The organism is Marinomonas sp. 63XJN7_9_ISO-PGPR-S23-217 (genome assembly GCF_056173515.1).
Window position 1 is genome coordinate 4947913 of record NZ_CM149678.1, and the last position, 16959, is coordinate 4964871.

General features: G+C 47.1%; 15 protein-coding genes. 6 read left to right on the forward strand and 9 right to left on the reverse strand.

Translation table 11 applies throughout. The annotated features are described in order from the left end of the window. Positions 1-380: 380 nt before the first annotated feature. On the forward strand, positions 381-1592 hold the full coding sequence (locus AC0VYI_RS23000) for an ammonium transporter (RefSeq protein WP_199476282.1): 1212 nt from the start codon (positions 381-383) through the stop codon (positions 1590-1592). A 110-nt stretch (positions 1593-1702) separates the two neighbouring features. Here AC0VYI_RS23000 and AC0VYI_RS23005 read toward each other — a convergent pair whose 3' ends face one another. From AC0VYI_RS23005 to AC0VYI_RS23020, 4 genes are all read right to left on the reverse strand, one after another. After that, a complete protein-coding gene (locus tag AC0VYI_RS23005) occupies positions 1703-1915 on the reverse strand; it encodes a hypothetical protein (RefSeq protein ID WP_475445852.1) in 213 nt (70 codons plus the stop codon). Between the two features lie 148 nt (positions 1916-2063). After that, on the reverse strand, positions 2064-2648 hold the full coding sequence (locus tag AC0VYI_RS23010) for a LysE family translocator (protein WP_475445853.1): 585 nt from the start codon (positions 2646-2648) through the stop codon (positions 2064-2066). A 74-nt stretch (positions 2649-2722) separates the two neighbouring features. Then, positions 2723-3550: an AraC family transcriptional regulator gene (locus AC0VYI_RS23015; RefSeq protein ID WP_475445855.1), complete on the reverse strand. Its 828-nt coding sequence runs from the start codon at positions 3548-3550 to the stop codon at positions 2723-2725. A gap of 90 nt (positions 3551-3640) precedes the next feature. Next, positions 3641-4612, reverse strand: coding sequence for a DMT family transporter (locus AC0VYI_RS23020; protein ID WP_475445856.1), 972 nt, complete (start codon positions 4610-4612; stop codon positions 3641-3643). 117 nt (positions 4613-4729) lie between these two features. Here AC0VYI_RS23020 and AC0VYI_RS23025 point away from each other — a divergent pair, with 117 nt between their 5' ends. Next, a complete protein-coding gene (locus tag AC0VYI_RS23025) occupies positions 4730-5599 on the forward strand; it encodes a LysR family transcriptional regulator (protein ID WP_475445858.1) in 870 nt (289 codons plus the stop codon). A 133-nt stretch (positions 5600-5732) separates the two neighbouring features. On the opposite strand, the gene AC0VYI_RS23030 is transcribed toward AC0VYI_RS23025, so the two are convergent. The 4 genes from AC0VYI_RS23030 to AC0VYI_RS23045 form a co-directional block, all read right to left on the reverse strand. Beyond that, positions 5733-6116: a response regulator gene (locus AC0VYI_RS23030; protein ID WP_199476276.1), complete on the reverse strand. Its 384-nt coding sequence runs from the start codon at positions 6114-6116 to the stop codon at positions 5733-5735. A 529-nt stretch (positions 6117-6645) separates the two neighbouring features. Next, complete coding sequence (locus AC0VYI_RS23035) at positions 6646-7962, reverse strand: MATE family efflux transporter (RefSeq protein WP_475445859.1); 1317 nt, start codon at positions 7960-7962, stop codon at positions 6646-6648. A gap of 64 nt (positions 7963-8026) precedes the next feature. After that, positions 8027-9277: a multidrug effflux MFS transporter gene (locus AC0VYI_RS23040; RefSeq protein WP_475445861.1), complete on the reverse strand. Its 1251-nt coding sequence runs from the start codon at positions 9275-9277 to the stop codon at positions 8027-8029. 130 nt (positions 9278-9407) lie between these two features. Further along, positions 9408-10655, reverse strand: coding sequence for a multidrug effflux MFS transporter (locus AC0VYI_RS23045; protein WP_475445863.1), 1248 nt, complete (start codon positions 10653-10655; stop codon positions 9408-9410). Positions 10656-10750: 95 nt separating this feature from the next. On the opposite strand from AC0VYI_RS23045, the gene AC0VYI_RS23050 reads away from it, so the two are divergent. The 4 genes from AC0VYI_RS23050 to AC0VYI_RS23065 all read left to right on the forward strand — a co-directional run bounded on the left by AC0VYI_RS23050 (position 10751) and on the right by AC0VYI_RS23065 (position 15180). Next, positions 10751-11695, forward strand: coding sequence for a LysR family transcriptional regulator (locus tag AC0VYI_RS23050; protein WP_475445864.1), 945 nt, complete (start codon positions 10751-10753; stop codon positions 11693-11695). A 222-nt stretch (positions 11696-11917) separates the two neighbouring features. Beyond that, positions 11918-14272 carry a TonB-dependent siderophore receptor gene (locus AC0VYI_RS23055; protein ID WP_475445865.1) on the forward strand — a complete coding sequence of 785 codons (2355 nt, stop codon included), beginning with the start codon at positions 11918-11920 and terminating at the stop codon, positions 14270-14272. A gap of 58 nt (positions 14273-14330) precedes the next feature. Next, positions 14331-14786, forward strand: coding sequence for a hypothetical protein (locus AC0VYI_RS23060; RefSeq protein ID WP_475445867.1), 456 nt, complete (start codon positions 14331-14333; stop codon positions 14784-14786). Next, positions 14773-15180 (forward strand): hypothetical protein, encoded by a 408-nt coding sequence (locus AC0VYI_RS23065; RefSeq protein WP_475445868.1) that lies wholly within the window; start codon positions 14773-14775, stop codon positions 15178-15180. Before AC0VYI_RS23060 ends, AC0VYI_RS23065 begins: the two co-directional genes overlap by 14 nt. A 94-nt stretch (positions 15181-15274) precedes the next feature. Here AC0VYI_RS23065 and AC0VYI_RS23070 read toward each other — a convergent pair whose 3' ends face one another. After that, complete coding sequence (locus tag AC0VYI_RS23070) at positions 15275-16780, reverse strand: aldehyde dehydrogenase (NADP(+)) (RefSeq protein WP_475445870.1); 1506 nt, start codon at positions 16778-16780, stop codon at positions 15275-15277. Positions 16781-16959: the final 179 nt, after the last annotated feature.

Below are 16959 nucleotides of genomic sequence, written 5' to 3' on the forward strand. Positions count from 1 at the left end.
CAGGAGAAACTCTCCACATCCGATAAAATCGCGTAATACACCAACTCAGATGCGTTAGCCCTTTCAAGAGACGCTGCACCTGAAGGGGGCTTCACATTCAAGTATCCCTGCGATGTTGCGATGCAACGAAGGTGGCGGTATTTAGATCAACATTACTCTTTCTCAATTTACATCCACCCTCCCCCCAGTCAATTTACATCCACCCAGATGGTGCAGCCACCAATAAAAAAGCACCAATACAATGCAAATATGGAACGAAAATTGCTTAAAACAGTGCTTCCGGGTAAATACTCAGCTATTTATCGTTAATTTGGTTCTAAAAAAGAGCAAAAATAAAAATTCTTAGCACCTATTCGGTGCAATTAACTTAGGGGCGCTTCGTGACAGTCACAAACAGTGCAGTAGAAATGCTGATTTCCAATTCAAATACACTTTTTATTCTTCTCGGTGCCATCATGGTGTTTACCATGCATGCGGGCTTTGCATTTTTAGAAGTGGGCACCGTACGCCACAAAAACCAAGTCAATGCGCTAGTCAAAATCATGACGGATTTTGCCGTTTCCGCACTGGTCTATTTTTTCATTGGTTATCACATCGCCTATGGTATAAGTTTTTTCCAAAGCGCCGCCACGCTGTCGCAAAACAGTGGTTACGCCTTGGTGAAATTTTTCTTTCTCATGACATTCGCGGCGGCCATCCCCGCCATTATTTCCGGTGGCGTAGCAGAACGCGCGAAGTTTTACCCTATGCTGATCTCCGCTGCCATCATCGTTGGAATTGCTTATCCTTTCTTAGAAGGTTTGGTATGGAACGGAAACTATGGTTTTCAAAGCTGGTTAGCTCATCGATATGGTGCGCCATTCCATGATTTCGCTGGGTCTATTGTCGTGCATGGATTTGGTGGCTGGGTCGCGCTGGTTGCCATCGTATTACTAGGTACTCGTAATGGCCGTTTTAGACATGGCAAATTAGTTGCGTTTGCGCCCTCCAATATTCCTTTTCTAGCATTAGGCGCGTGGATTCTCTGTATTGGATGGTTTGGCTTTAATGTGATGTCAGCACAAACAATGAATGGCATCAGTGGGTTAGTGGCCGTCAATACTCTAATGGCGATGGTCGGCGGAATTATCGCGGCCATGGTTCTAGGCAACAAAGACCCTGGCTTTATTCACAATGGCCCTCTCGCGGGTCTCGTTGCCGTCTGCGCTGGATCAGACATCATGCATCCCATTGGCGCATTGGCCACTGGCCTGATCGCGGGTGCCCTATTTACCAAGCTATTCACACTCATCCAACAAAAATACCAACACATAGACGACGTGCTTGGTGTATGGCCTTTACATGGTATTTGCGGAACCTGGGGCGGGCTAGCAGCGGGTATCTTTGGCCTAAAATCATTAGGCGGGTTGGGTAATGTTAGCTTTATGTCTCAACTTATCGGCTCTTTGACTGGCATAGGAATCGCCGTCGTCAGTGGTTTGGTGGTGTATGGTACGGTTAAAGCCGTTAGTGGGTTACGCTTAAGCGAGGAGGAAGAATACAATGGTGCTGACCTTTCCATCCATAAAATAGGCGCTGACAGTAAAGATTAAAACCCTTTGCGTCGTGACTACAAACCAAAGAATTCACCTTCCCTAAGCGCTTGTGATTCACGACAAGCGCTTAGGGTCTCATCCATACAGGTTGTTGCAACAAGCCATGCTTATTTACGCTTGTCACGTAGATTTATTGTTGATAACGAGCTTAATTCCTTCATCAAGGTAAAGACATTCCCTTTGGCGACTTCAGCTTCGAAGCGGTCCTGCATGATGCCAAGGTCTTTACGTAAATCATGGGGTAACGCACTGAGCTTTTTTCGTGTGCTGTAGCGTTCAAAACAATGAGAAAAATGATGCAGTAACGCAATGATGATCATATCAACCTCGCTTGCCAAATGAGATATGTGAATGAACAATACTAAGTGCATTCAGACCAGCCCAACAGACGCAGACAACCCCTTTCAAAAGCACACAGAATGTAATACAGGGCATCTGTATTGTGATTATCAGTGTGCTCTGTGTGTTTTATAGATTCATAATAAAGCGATAAGCCACATAGAAGAGTAAACAAGCCATCACACGATTAATCCAAGCCATCACCTTGGGGTTCATTGCCGCTTTTTTAAGACGCGCCCCCGCCAACAAATAGACACTTGGCGCGCCACAAGCCATGATGGAAAGCCCCACTGACCAAAGCGCTATCTGTCCACCTTCAATGTGCGCTCGCGGGAACTGCACGGTCACAATGGGCACGATGGCGACCAGCGATTTGGGGTTACAAAGCTGTAATACCAATCCCGTTTTAAAACTCACCGACGTCTCTTTGGCTGTAGACGACACTTTTTGGAAGCTCGCTTTAAGGATTTTTACGCCAAGATAGGCAATATACATTCCGCCTACAACAGCAATAACCGATTGATATTCTTTAGGAATAATCTCACTACCAAGATAGCCAATCAGTAAAAATAAGATCAACATGGCAAGCCCCACACCAACACAATACAGAAAAGCACGCCAGCCTTGACCATTGATCCCTGCAAAAAGTGCGAGCATATTAGCCGGACCAGGACTGTACATAACCCCAAAGGCGTAGATGATGATTGCAAGCATAGGAATCCCTCAAACAGACATTTGATAAAAATAACGAATAAAAAAAAGAATAAGAGCTAAAGCGAGTATGGCTGCTAGCTACGCAGCATAGTTCGCCTGAATTGATAAGGTGTGAGCCCAAACATGGGCTTAAAACGTCGATTAAAGTAACTCAAATCGGTAAAACCAAAAGCAAAGGCCACATCAGCCAATGGAATCCCCAGTTCCAATGCCTCTCTGGCACGGTTAATTCGATAGTTTTGCCAATACTGATGGGGCGTCATCCCAAAATAATCCCGAAAGCAACGCAACAAATGGTATTTCGACATATGCGCCACTTGGCTTAATTCATCGAGAGAGAACTCCTCACTAACATGGGCATGCAAATAGTCTCGGACTCGCTCAAAAACAGGGTCTTTCACCCGTCGTTTCGCTTCCATCACCACTCCTTTTCGGCGCGCTAAATATTCGGCAAATTCAAACAGCACAGACGAATATTCGAGCGCAGATGACATGTCACTTTCAACCAAAGCGGCCAAACGCAGGATATGATGTTTTAATACCGGGTCATTTTGCACAGGATGCTCGATACGAACACCCTTAGCTCTACGCACGCCGGCGCTTTCCAGCATGGGATTTAACTGGTCAGGATGAATGTACAACATTTTGTAGTGAAGTGGATCGTCAGCCCCAGAACGACCGTCGTGGGCGTCCTCTGGATTAAACACAATCACATTGCCAGAATAACTTTTATGATGTTCGCCTAAAGCAAAAAAGTCCTGGCGACCCGATAATGTCACCCCAAAAGAAAACTCCTCATGGGCATGAGTACCATAGGAAAAATCGCTCATAGAGGCTTCCAGCAACATCACCTCATCGAGGGCCGAACTTTTAGCAAACTGAAACCGATTTTCTGCCGACATCACAAGCCTCTTTGAATAACCCGAAACAACAGTGACAGATTACCCAATTATCATAGGAAAAGATTGGACAATATTGCGAAATACACTTTCTTAGCTCACTTTTTGTTTAGCCACGACCAGCGCACCATGACGTTCAGAAAGCGCTAAAACAACAACGGATGCCATTAAAATAGTGACACCAAACACCGCGATAGGCGTCAGTGTCTCGCCCAAAAATAGCACGGCAATCAGCGCAGCAGTGACAGGCTCAATAAGAACCATCACCGATGCCGTTGTGGCTCGGACAGAAGAAAGACCTGCATTGAATAGTATATAGGCGGCAGCGGTCGGCACCACACCTAGATAACTGAGAAAAACCACACTCTGAAAAATAGTGCCTGAGCGAGAAGTTAGCCCCTCAAATAAGGCAAATGGCAGCAGACAAAGGGTTCCGATAACGATGCCAAAAAAGGTCACATTAAACTGATCAATATAAGCATACCGTCCCATCGCTCTGGTAATAAGCGTCACACAGGCATAACAAATAGAAGATAGAACAGCAAAAGCCAATCCTAATAGTGAATGAGATCCAATCTCTTCGCCCCCCGTTAACAAACCGAGGCCAAGAATTGCAAAGGCCATGATCAGTGCCCCCGTCCTGCTAATTCGTTCATTCATTGTTAGGTAAGAACCAATGGCCATCAAAACTGGCCCCAGCCCTAACGTCACTATGGTGGCCACCGCTAAACCGCTGTATTGTACTGCAGCAAAATAAGCCGTCTGGTAAATCGCTAAACCCATACCAATAACTATCATCAGCCCCCAGCGCTCACTAATGAAAGCGCCCATGGCACGTCTTTTCTCTTTCGAGTTCATAATAAGTGCCACAATAGCAAGAACGAACATACCAATGGCGAAACGCCAAAACGATACAGCAACTGGCCCAAGCCCATTGCGATAGAGAATAGCCGCGACAGCCCCACCTGTGCCCCATGCAATGGCGGCAAAGGACACATAGAGCAAGCCTCGACCCACCGATAAAGAGGAAGAAATCGCTTTTACACCTGCCGCTTCAGAAACCATGTTACCCCCTTCGTTTGTTTATACCTTTTGTCTTGCAGCAAGCGTCGCTCAGTTATATAAAAGAGTAAAACGCATAATGTACTAATCAATCATTCGAAAAACGAATAGGTGGTATCGATGAATTACCCTGACTTACAAATAAGTTGGTTACGAACCTTTGTGGCGGTGGTCGATACAGGGTCTTTATCCGCTGCCGCGCCTTTAGTGCATCGTTCTCAATCCGCCGTCAGCATGCATATCAAAAAGTTAGAAGATATTATTGGTACGGCTATTTTATCCAGAGGGCCTCGTCATTTAGAGGTCACATCCAAAGGCATTGAATTACTCACTTACTCACGACGCATGCTCGAATTACAGTCTGAAGCCTATGACGCCCTGTTTGGCAAGCAATTGACGGGGCTCATTCGCATCGGAGTTCCAGATGACTATGCCATGTACCTAGCCCCCATATTACGACACTTTACTAACCGTTATATGGGTGTAGAAATCGAATTAACTTGTGAGCAATCCACCTCTCTTATTCCACGTATCAAGAGCAACGAACTGGATATCGCACTGGTCTCTCGCGACAAACCAGAGCATGGAGAACGGCTTTTTCACGAGCCGCTCGTTTGGGTGGGGGCTTCAAAATACGAAGTGTGGCGGCGCAACCCTCTACCCATTGCGGTCTACGAAGCAGGCAGCATGGCGCAAATTGAAACATTGTCGGCCTTAAATAAGGCTAACAAAGCGTATCGCATCGTCTATAAAAGCTCAGGGCTTGCAGGCCAGCTTACCGCCGTGGAAAGTGGATTAGCCGTCGCCGCCTTGACTCGATGCAGTGTGCCAGCCGAGTTGCAAGTCTTACAAAACTTACCCGCTGAATATGACTTACCCAAATTGACTGCAATGGACGTGGCTGTCTTTCGTAGCAAGCGATCACACAAATCGGCTGCGGTGGATGTGATGTACGAGCAAATAGTTCAGGCTTTGAAAGTAGACATTTAGCCTTTCTCAAAGTATTGCAATCAAATCAAAAATTGAAAATTTCTTACATCACCACACTGGTAATCGAGAAACGACGTCTTGTAGAAACCGTGAATGGGGCGTTTTTGACCTGTCTCCACACACTAAACTCGACTCACGTACGTTCAAATATTTTTCGCAATTCGGTTTCAAGTTTCTCAGCATTAAAAGGCTTAATAATATAACCATTTGCACCGGCATTAACCGCATGGATTATTGTTTCCCTGTAAAACCCTTTCTCTAGGACAATTAATATCAAGATGTCCTCTAAATTAGGGTCGGCTTTTATTGCTTTAATCATATCCATGCCATCCATATCTGGCATAGGCAAACTCATCATCAGGAAATCGACATTACCTTCTTCCACCATTGTTAAGGCCGTCTCCCCGTTATCTGCTTCCTGCACTTTACTGTAACCAATGTCTCTCAGTAAATGCTTTGTCATTCGGCGCATTGTTGGATTATCATCAACAACAAGAAACGTCATATTTTTATTCAAAATAACCTCCAGTTTGAGCTTTTAAAACTCGTCTAAATCACAGTCAGTGTTGGAGTCAGCTCAAGAATTTTGATCTAACTCGAAAACTATCGATTTTGATCAGTCCCTATTAGTCTGGCTATGATAGAAACTAGTGTAATGGGATGAACACATTAAATTTCTAACAGCAACGATACAACATCATAAGCAAAGGTGTGCATGGCCAGATTACCCAGAGATCATTAACAAATAAGGCTTAATCTATTCAAATTGTTACTATTTAGTAAGTGATAAGAATAAAGTTTGCCTGCGACTTCCTTGTCTTTTTTAAAAAATCAGAAAAAAATAACCAAAGCAAATAAGCGCCCATTTTAGATGATGCTCAAATACGATCAAGCAATCTATCCTGAGAAAATAGGCGCATCAATTACACGGAATAACACCAAATTGATGGTTTAGCTTATCGAAGGGAATACTCTAATATTAGGAAAGGATGAGACGTCATCCATGACGACCTCGAATCAATGCAGAGGAAATAGGAAGGCCTGTATTAAACTCTATTCTCAACTTGAACCAGTGCTCTTTGATACATAAACCAAGCACAAATACCCGCAAGAATGTTGCCAATCAGAACACCGAAGAAGAGACCTTTTAATCCAGCGATTTGTGAGCCAATCCATAAGCAGGGTAAGAAGAAGGCAAACAGGCGTAGGGCTGAAATGGTAAGCGCGGTGTAGGATTTACCCAATGCATTGGAAATAGAGACCATTAACATGCAAACGCCCAATGCTCCTAAACTCAATGGAATGATCATGAGATGCCAATGTAAAATCCCTGACACCTCTTTATCGCTGGTCATTAAACCGGCTAGCACCCCCGAAATAAAGAAGGTCACCACCGCAATAAACAATTGAAACGCCAACACAAAGCGACATGCAAGGCGCACGATATAACGCACATCACCTAAACGCCTTTCCCCTAATAATCGCCCAACCATTGGCGGCATGGACATCGTCAGCGCTAGCACCGAGACAATGGAGAAAAACTCAAACCTTGAGCCCAACGCCCAAGATGCCACGGCCGCGGTACCAAAGCCCGCAATCAATTTCGTCGCCAGCATAGACGAGACGGGAGGCAGTAGTTGACTCACCATGGCTGGTCCCATGATATGACCGATATCAGCCAAGCTTTTGCTGACTTTAAGGTCTTTCCAATCAAAGGTAATCCAACGCTTACGAGCCACTTGGGGAGCAACAATCAATACCCCAACACCAAAGGCAACGGTGGTCGCGATGGCGGCACCATTAATTCCAAAATGCAATGTAAAGATAAAAATAGGATCCAATGCCAAGTTCAATAGACTGGTCACAATCATCATGATGCCAGGCAAGAGTGTATTGCCATTAGATCGACAAATGCTGTAGTAAAAATAAATCAAGGCGCCAACCCAAGCACTGAGTAACCAGTGGGGCCAGTAAGAATCAATCACTGGGTAGACAGAATCGGGGGCACTTAATAAGGCTAAAATAGGATGGCGTAATAGCCAAATCAGCACCGTAAAGAAAGCAATACCCAGGCTCCCCATCATCAGTACTAATCCCCCTAATTGCTTAGCATAGCGAGTATTTTTCGCGCCTAATGCGCGGGAGATAATCGCCGTGGTTGCGATCCCCAACCCCACTTGCAAGCCAATCACAATCATTTGGATAGGCAAGGTAAAGCCTTGAGCCGCTAAGGGTAATACCCCCAACTGACCAATAAAGGCACTGTCCACCAACTGAAAACTCATTAATGACAACACTCCAAAAAGCATTGGCCAAGTCATGTGGAAGAGTTCGCGGGCAAGGGGAGAAAAATGAGGACGCATATTGAGAGAGCTACCAGATTCGAAATAAATGAGTAAGACCCATCATTATACGCGAAAAAAATGACTATTTCGCTTTATCTCGATATATCTCTTCTAACCAATAAACGCCACTAATGGATACGGTGGAGCCGTGTTTGGCAACTTTAAGAAACAACAAGGCTAAACTGGTAAAAAGGACGAATCCTCCGGCTAACGGCGTGACACTAAAGTGATAAAACTGACCAACAAAGGCCGCTGCAACAATCGCCGTGAAACTGGATAACGACGAAATCATTGACGCTCCGAGACCCGCCATTTTACCTAATGGCTCCATCGCCATGGCATTCACATTACCAAACACCATACCAAGACAAGAAAACATCACGGCCCCTAAGCCCATAAATAGCCAAAATGGAGGTATACCGGAGTAGTACCAGGTCGCGACAAACAATAAAAAAGACGAACCTAGCAACACAGATAAAGCACTAACAACGCATTTCATCATGCCAATTTTCTGTACAATGCGTCCGTTGAAGAAATTACTTACCCCAGAAAACCCAGCAAGCAGGGCAAAATACCAAGTAAACTTGTTGCCCACTTGATACACATCCTGAAAGAGTGACTGAGCGATGCTCAGATATAAAAATAACCCACCCAAAATACAGCCTGAAACCAAAGTGTAAGCAATCACATCGCGGCGCGATAAAATAAAGCGTGCATCTTTTATCAAACGAGCCCTATCCAGAGGAACCCGACACTCACAAGGTAAGGTTTCCATTTGACGGTAAAACAACCAAACTGAAGCCATCAAGGCTTGTACGATCAACACCACAAACATCCCGCGCCAACTCGACAGCGACATAATGAACTGCCCAAAAATAGGTGCCAACATAGGCACTAGGATAAACACCATCATCACATAGGATAAAATGCGCGCCATGGCAGCACCGCAATATAAATCGCGAATCAAGGCTCGAGAAACAATTTTTGGCCCCGACAAGCCAATCCCTTGAATCGCTCGCCCGACCAGTAACATGGATAAACTGGTCGAAAACACCACGATAATGGAGCCACTAATAAAAATGCCGACGCCAAGAAAAATACTGCTTTTACGACCAATGGCATCGGACAGTGGCCCAAACAGAATATCCCCAAACGACATTCCTAAAATCAGAACCGTGATGATCCATTGTGTGTGTTGGTAGTTTTGAATGTGCAGATCGGAAGAAATAGAAGAAAAAGCAGGAAGAATGGCGTCCATGCTCAATGCCGTCAGTGACATGATTAAAGCAAACAAGGCGACAAACTCTTGTTCTGGCAAACGTCTTATTAACACAAACTCAACCCCTTCCTTGGTTAACGTTTATAAAACCAACCGATTTAAAAAAACAGCAATCTAAATAACGTTTTTAATCCTTGAAAACTTTATCTTAGTCAATTATCTCAAGTTATGACAAATATCATGATCATTTAAAGAAACCTTGAAAAACATATTTAACATCATATTTAGCGAAAGCCAATAATATTAGAGTGAGACTCGCGATCAATACAAAAGCCACAGCTAATGGTGTCACTGAAAAATGGTAAAACTGTCCCATAAATACCGAAAAGACAATCGCAACCAAGCTAGAAATAGACGAAATCATCGATGCACCAAGGCCTGCCATATGCCCTAGAGGCTCCATTGCCATGGCATTCACATTACCAAAGATCATGCCAAAGCAGGAAAACATCACCATAGCAATGACCATAAATAAAATAAAAGGCGGCTTGCCAGAATAACTCAAGGCGATCATGAGCAGCAAAAACGATGAAAAAAGTAACACGCTTAACGCCGCTACTAAACAACGCATCATGCCAACACGTTGTACGATTTTTCCATTAAAAAAATTGGTTAAGACAGAGCCTGCAGCAAGCAAAGCAAAATACAAAGGAAAATGTGTGCCGACCTGATAAATATCCTGAAAAATCGACTGAGCAATACTCAAATACAACATCAAACAGCCAAAGATACCACCCGCGATACAGGTATACGCCATCACATCTCGTTGCGAGAGAAAAAATCGTGCGTCTTTTCTTAAACGCCCCCACTGGAATGGATGACGCACGGCTGGTGGCAAGGTTTCCGGTTGTCGAATGGCTAACCAAATCACAGCAATCAAAGCTTGAAGAATCAAGACCCCAAACACCCAACGCCAGCTTCCTAGCAACATCACCAACTGCCCAAACGCTGGCGCTAACATAGGCACTAAAATAATAATCATCATGGTGTAAGACATAATGCGCGCCATGGCCGTGCCTTTATACAAATCACGAATCAAGGCGCGCGAAGCGATTTTCGGCCCCGCCAAACCAAACCCTTGAATACAGCGGCCTATTAATAAGCCTGTCAGTGACGTTGCGCATAAAGCCACGATAGAGCCGATAATAAAAATACCGATGCCTAAACTAATGCTTTTCTTTCGACCAATCACATCGGATAAAGGGCCAAATGTGATTTCACCAAATGCCATGCCAAAAATCATCGCCGAGATTATCCATTGCGTTTTTTGGTAATCAATAATCCCTAAGGCATGGGCTATTTGCGAGAAAGCCGGTAAGACGGCATCAGTACTTAATGCGGTTAACGACATCATCAAAGCACATAAAATAATAAATTCTTTTTCAGGCAAGTGTTTTTGTGTTGTTTTTATTTCCCCTTGCGATAACGCCATATAAACTTTCCCTACAGTAAAGCCATCTAAAACAAGTAATATACGATATCGATAAAATAACAAAATACCAGAACAATAATAATGGAGCTCGTTACATGGACATTGGTCTAGCCAAGCACTTAAAGCTCAACCAACTGCGTTTGATTTCGGTGATCGCCGAGCATGGACAAATTAGTCTGGCAGCGGATGAAATGGCCATGACGCAACCCGCTGCCTCCCGTATGTTAAGCGATATTGAGAACACCCTGGGGGCGCGACTCTTTACCCGTCACGCCAAGGGCATGGAACCCACCCTCGTAGGCCAATCGGTTGCACGACGTGCCCACAATTTATTAGTCGAACTAAGAGACCTCTCCCGTGAAGTGGAAGAACTCAAAGAAGGCGGCGGCGGTACCACTGCCATCGGTGCGGTAACGGGCGCGGCCGTGGGCTTTGTTATTCCTGCCATGCATCAACTCAGAGCCATTGCCCCTAAAGCCGAAATCAATATCAACGTCGACACCAGCGACGCCCTGGTAAAGGATCTCATCGCAGGGAACAACGACTTTGTCCTCGCTCGCATTCCCAAACAATACGATGCCAACATTTTTCACGTCTACCCTGCGCGAACTGAATCCGTTACCTTGGTGGCTCGCAAAGATCACCCATTAGCAGGCCAAGAGCGTATCAGTGTCCACGATCTCGCCCATTTCGAATGGGTCATGCAGTCACATCGAGCCCCCATACGTGAAGCGGTTGAAGCGGCCTTTATGGAGGAAAGTGCAGAATTACCCGTTAGCATCATCAACAGTACTTCCCTACTGGCCCTCATGGCCATACTGGTGTCCTCCAACGCCATTGCCCCCATGGCACGAGAAGTCATCGACCTTCTCACCAGCGACCTAGTCGATGCCAATTTAAAAGCTCTGGAGCTGGATCGGCAGATCATTATGAGTCCATACTATTTATTGCAAATGCGAGACCGCCAGCTTTCTCCACTTGCTAATCAGCTTAAGCGTTTGGTGCTCGCGGAATTAGAACAGAAACCAACCAAGGCCTAACTCGCCTTGGTTGACGTATGACAGACGACAATGAAGCGCTGTCTCACCACATGAAGACACTTCTACACTGCCAAATTAAGACAATTGATTAGGCAATACGGCCAAAAAACAGAGAGGCAAGGACATTTGGCCTAAATGAATAATAATATGGCCGAATTTCACCATTACCTTTATAGCGTTTCATTATTAAATAAAGCATCTAAATGCAAATGAGTATTATTAATGTTTTATTTAACAACTAAAGGAAAGTTTCGTTGCTCTGTTGATAGGGGAGTAGAGCCCGCCGTCTACCCTCACCTGGATGGGTTGTATAAAGGATCCATCAGAATTGCGCCTCGCACCGTGCTCAGCTCGGCTGTTGCGGCAGCAATTCTCATCAGTGCGCAAAGTGCCTTCGCAGCCGAATCAGGACAGGTCCAAGCTAACTCAGGACAGGTCCAAGCCAAGTCAGAGCAGGCCAAAGACGAATCAGAAAAAAACTCTCAAGCGGAAACCGACTTGCCGACCCTCACCGTAACAGGCCGCTCGGATATGGCGACCACCGAAGGTACGGGCTCCTACACGACTGGCGCGACATCGGCGGCAACAGGTCTGTCGCTGTCACCGAAGGAAACACCGCAGTCTGTGACAGTAGTTACGCGTCAACGCATGGACGATCAGCAATTGGATTCCGTGCAGCAGGTGTTAGAGAACACCACAGGCATCTCGGCAAGCCAAGCGGATACCGAGAGGACGAGCTTCTATTCACGAGGTTTCTTAATCAACAACATTCAATACGACGGTATCCCTACCATTGTCGGCAACATTGTCAATGGAAGCGGTATTGGTTCTATCGATACCGCGTTCTATGATCGTATCGAGGTTGTGGGTGGGGGCTCCGGCTTGCTGACTGGTACAGGTAACCCCTCGGCCGCCATCGACCTAGTACGCAAACGACCAACCCGCAACTTCTCTGCGGCCGCCTCACTCGGCACAGGGAGCTGGGATACCCATCGAGGCATGGCCGACATCTCGACGCCGTTAACCAAAGATGGCCGTGTTCGCGCCCGTATAGTGGGAACATACCAAGACGGACATTCGTACCTCGACGGCTACAAGCCGAAGAGAAAAGGCTTCTACGGAATCATCGAGGCGGATCTGACTGAGGACACAACTCTAAGCCTAGGTTATGACTATCAGGACATCACACCGAAAGGTTCAACTTGGGGCGGCTTACCACTATGGTTCAGCGACGGCACACAGGCTGATTATTCACGCTCCAAGAACTACGCGCAGGACTGGAGCCACTGGAACAACACCCTTAAGACAACGTTTGCCGAAATCGAGCACCATTTTGACAACGGCTGGAAGGTCCGAGGGATTACTAACCAATACCGTACGGAGTTCGATACTCAACTGCTCGGTCTAGTCGGCCGTCCTGATCGCACCACGGGACTAGGCACTTTCCCTAACGGAGCCTACCCAGTCGCGCTGTCGTCTGACGGCCATAGCCGCCAAAATACCTTCGACGTGATGGCGAGTGGTCCCTTCGAACTGCTAGGTCGCCAACATGAGCTAGTGGTGGGGGCATCGAGCTCCCATAGCACATCCAACCGGGAGGATATCGCACCGTATTATCCAGGCCTTGTGCCAGTCAATATCTATACGCTGAGCCCAGCCTACCCAGAACCTAACTTCAGCGCCAAGACACCAACGCCGACTCACACCCGAATCAAACAGAATGGTATCTATAGTGCTGCCCGGTTTTCGCTGGCTGATCCTTTAAAACTCATTATTGGTGGTCGCATCAGCAACTACGAAGTTGACGAAAACGTCAACGGCACACCATCACACTACAAAAAAAGCAGTGAATTCACTCCATACGCAGGCTTGGTCTACGACATCAACAAAACCTATTCGGCCTACGTGAGCTACACAGCTATCTACAATCCGCAAACAGACTACCGGAACAAAAACGGCAATCTACTCACGCCATCCAAAGGAAAAACTAAAGAAACCGGACTCAAAAGCACTTATCTGAACGGGCGTCTGAATGCATCGGTGTCCTTGTTCGAAACGGAGCTAAACAACGCAGCACAGCTTGTCGCTGGCTCCTATACACCGAGCGGCGCCCAAGCCTACAAAGGCTCAGATGGAACGAAGTCACGCGGGTTCGAGCTGGATTTACAGGGCGAACTTGCGCATGGCTGGAATATCTACGCGGGTCTTTCTCACTTCACCGCGCATGATGGCGATGGCGTCCGTTTGAATTCGCAAATTCCACGCACCACAGCCAAACTTTTCACCACCTACCAGTTACCTGGAGAGTGGAACAAGTTAACGCTCGGCGGAGGGGTGAGATGGCAAAGCCGTTTCTATCAAGCGCCCAATACTGGTACTAGCACCTTGGGAGGGGAACAAGCTTCCTATGCTCTGGTATCGCTAATGGGACGTTACGACATCACCAAAAAGATCAACGTGGCAGTTAACGTCAATAATGTGTTCAACAAGAAGTACGCACTACAAAAAGGCGACTTTGACACGGTGAGTTATGGCGCACCGCGTAACGTAATGCTAACGCTGAACTACAAGTTGTGAGTGAGCCCTACATGGCACACCCGCTCAGTACTACCCTAACATTATAAGAGAGAAAACTATGTCATCCGAATCTAACTCTTACCAACGGCCTCCCGTGATATTACCCCAACAGAACAGGGTTGCCTTGTTCTGGCTGACCACTGGCGCAGGTGCCGTGCTTTATGTCACCTTCCAGTTGTTCTTTTACGTAAACAACTTTGTGCGAGCCCATGGAGCGGCCCCAGAAATTACCTTTGACCCCCACATACTGTGGGTGTTTTCCGCATTCTATGGTTGTTGGATTGTCACGATTCTGCTGGCCTTGAGCGGAACCACAAAAGCGCAATGGGCTGCATTAATTCTTGGCGGCCTGATGGTTGCCCTGAATACCCTAGGCGGGATTTCCGACGGCTTGCGCGACGGTTGGTACGTTGCCTTCTCAGCCGTTTTCTTTATCACCTTACCAGGCGTGTTCGCCATTGTGACCACCTGGCGCCACCTCAAGAGAAAAGGAGCACATTATGTCAATGAATAGCGCAAACTTCCCCTATGTTTGGATGAGTTTTTCGCACGAGCCAGGGCACGACCACGAAGAGGACTTTTCAGCGTTCGAGGCCACTTTGCAACGCGGGGAGCCCTTCGTGATATTGACCGATAGTGCACCAGACGAAGGCCATGAGCACTCGCCAGCCGAGAAGAAACGCACCGCGCTCTGGATGAAAAAGCACAAGACCGAGTTACGCAAGCTGGTTCTGGCCATGATTCTGATCGAATCCAACTCAGCCAAACGCCTTGGCTTCAAGGCGTTTGCAGTACTCTTCGCCAAATTCTGGGGCTACCCCTTGCTTCTTACTGCGTCCCGTGAGGAAGCGATGGAGATGGCTAAGGGACTGCTGTCTGAACAATCAGCGTCAAGTACTGCGTCATAACACACAGTACTTGACCCATCCCCCAGCCACTGAACACCAGTGACTGGGGGATAATGTCCACCGTCAACGTGATCTCAACGCAAGTGCTTAAAGCCTAATCTAGGTCTTTCGGCAACAAGGCTTTGGGGATATTTTGATAGCACACTGGGCGCAAGAAACGACGAATCGATAACGTCCCCACGGAGGTCGCTCCAAAGTTCGTGGACGCAGGGTAAGGGCCACCATGTACCATGGTGTCATTGACCTCAACTCCTGTAGGGAAACCATTCGCCAATAACCGCCCGGCTTTGCGCTCCAATATTGGTAAGAGTTTCTGACACGCGGCATGATCGCCGTCATCAAGGTGTATCGTGCAAGTCAGTTGACCTTCCAAATGACGGGCCAGCTCGACCATCTGCTCAACACTGTCTGCCAATACAACCAAGCCTAATGGGCCAAACACTTCATGGTGCAATGTCGGATTATCCAACCAAGCCTGAGCAGACACGGTAAACAGGTTCGGTAATGCGCTACGTCCTTGACTATCTTCAGTACGCAGCACGGGCTTGATACCACTTTCATCCATCGCCGCCACCCCTGAACGGTAGGCATCGGCAATGCCGTCCGTTAGCATGGTTTGCACAGGTATCTCTGATAACGCAGCGCTCGCCGCTTCAATCATGGAGCGAGAGTCAGCGTTATCCAACATCACCGCAATACCAGGATTGGTACAGAACTGCCCTGCGCCCATGGTTAATGAGCCCGCCCAGCCTTTACCTAGCTCTTGCGCACGATTTTTCACTGCTTCTGGCATCACAAACATAGGATTCACCGACCCCAGTTCACCAAAAAAAGGAATCGGTTCAGGGCGGGCAGCACATAAATCAAACAAGGCACGACCACCAGCTAAACTGCCGGTAAAACCTACCGCTTTGACAAACGGATGCTGCACCAGCGCCTGCCCGACTTGGCGATTACCACCCTGAATCAACGAGAATACACCCGCTGGCATATTGCAACGTTTGATGGCCGCTTCTATTGCCTGCGCCACCAGCTCGCCAGTGCCAGGATGCGCCGAGTGGCCTTTCACAATCACTGGACAACCAGCTGCTAACGCCGCAGCCGTATCGCCACCTGCCGTTGAAAACGCCAACGGAAAGTTGGATGCACCAAACACGGTAACAGGGCCAATCGGGCGTTGTACCATATACATATCAGGGCGCGGCAGTGGCGCACGATCTGGCAAGGCTTCATCAAAACGACGGTCTAAGTATTCGCCGGACACAATACGCTCTGCGAACAAACGCAGTTGTCCTGTAGTACGACCACGCTCCCCTTGCAAACGCGCAGCGGGTAAACCTGTTTCTTGTACACCCATGTCGGTAATTTGATCACCTAACACATCGATTTCGTCGGCAATGGCATGCAAAAAAGCCGCTCTGTCTTCACGAGCGCTATAGCCATAAACCTCAAATGCCGCTTCGGCGGCTTCCGCCGCTGCGTTGACATCCGATACCCGACCCACAGCAAACTCATGTGCGGAGCCCGTAGCCGGACTGGAAGAAAATGTTGCATCGCCTTTTACCCATTTACCGGCAATAAAATGCTGTCCTGTTAACATACTTTCTCCTTCTCTTTTTAGTAAAAACATCAATAAAACCTTATAACCCCCTCCCAGCCTCCCCCTTAGCAAGGGGGAGGAGCTAAGTGCCACAATACAGCTTTCTCTCCTTAGTAAAGGGGGAGGAGCCTGAGGTATTTCCAATTCCCTCACCTTAGTAAAGGGGAGGAGCCTGAGGT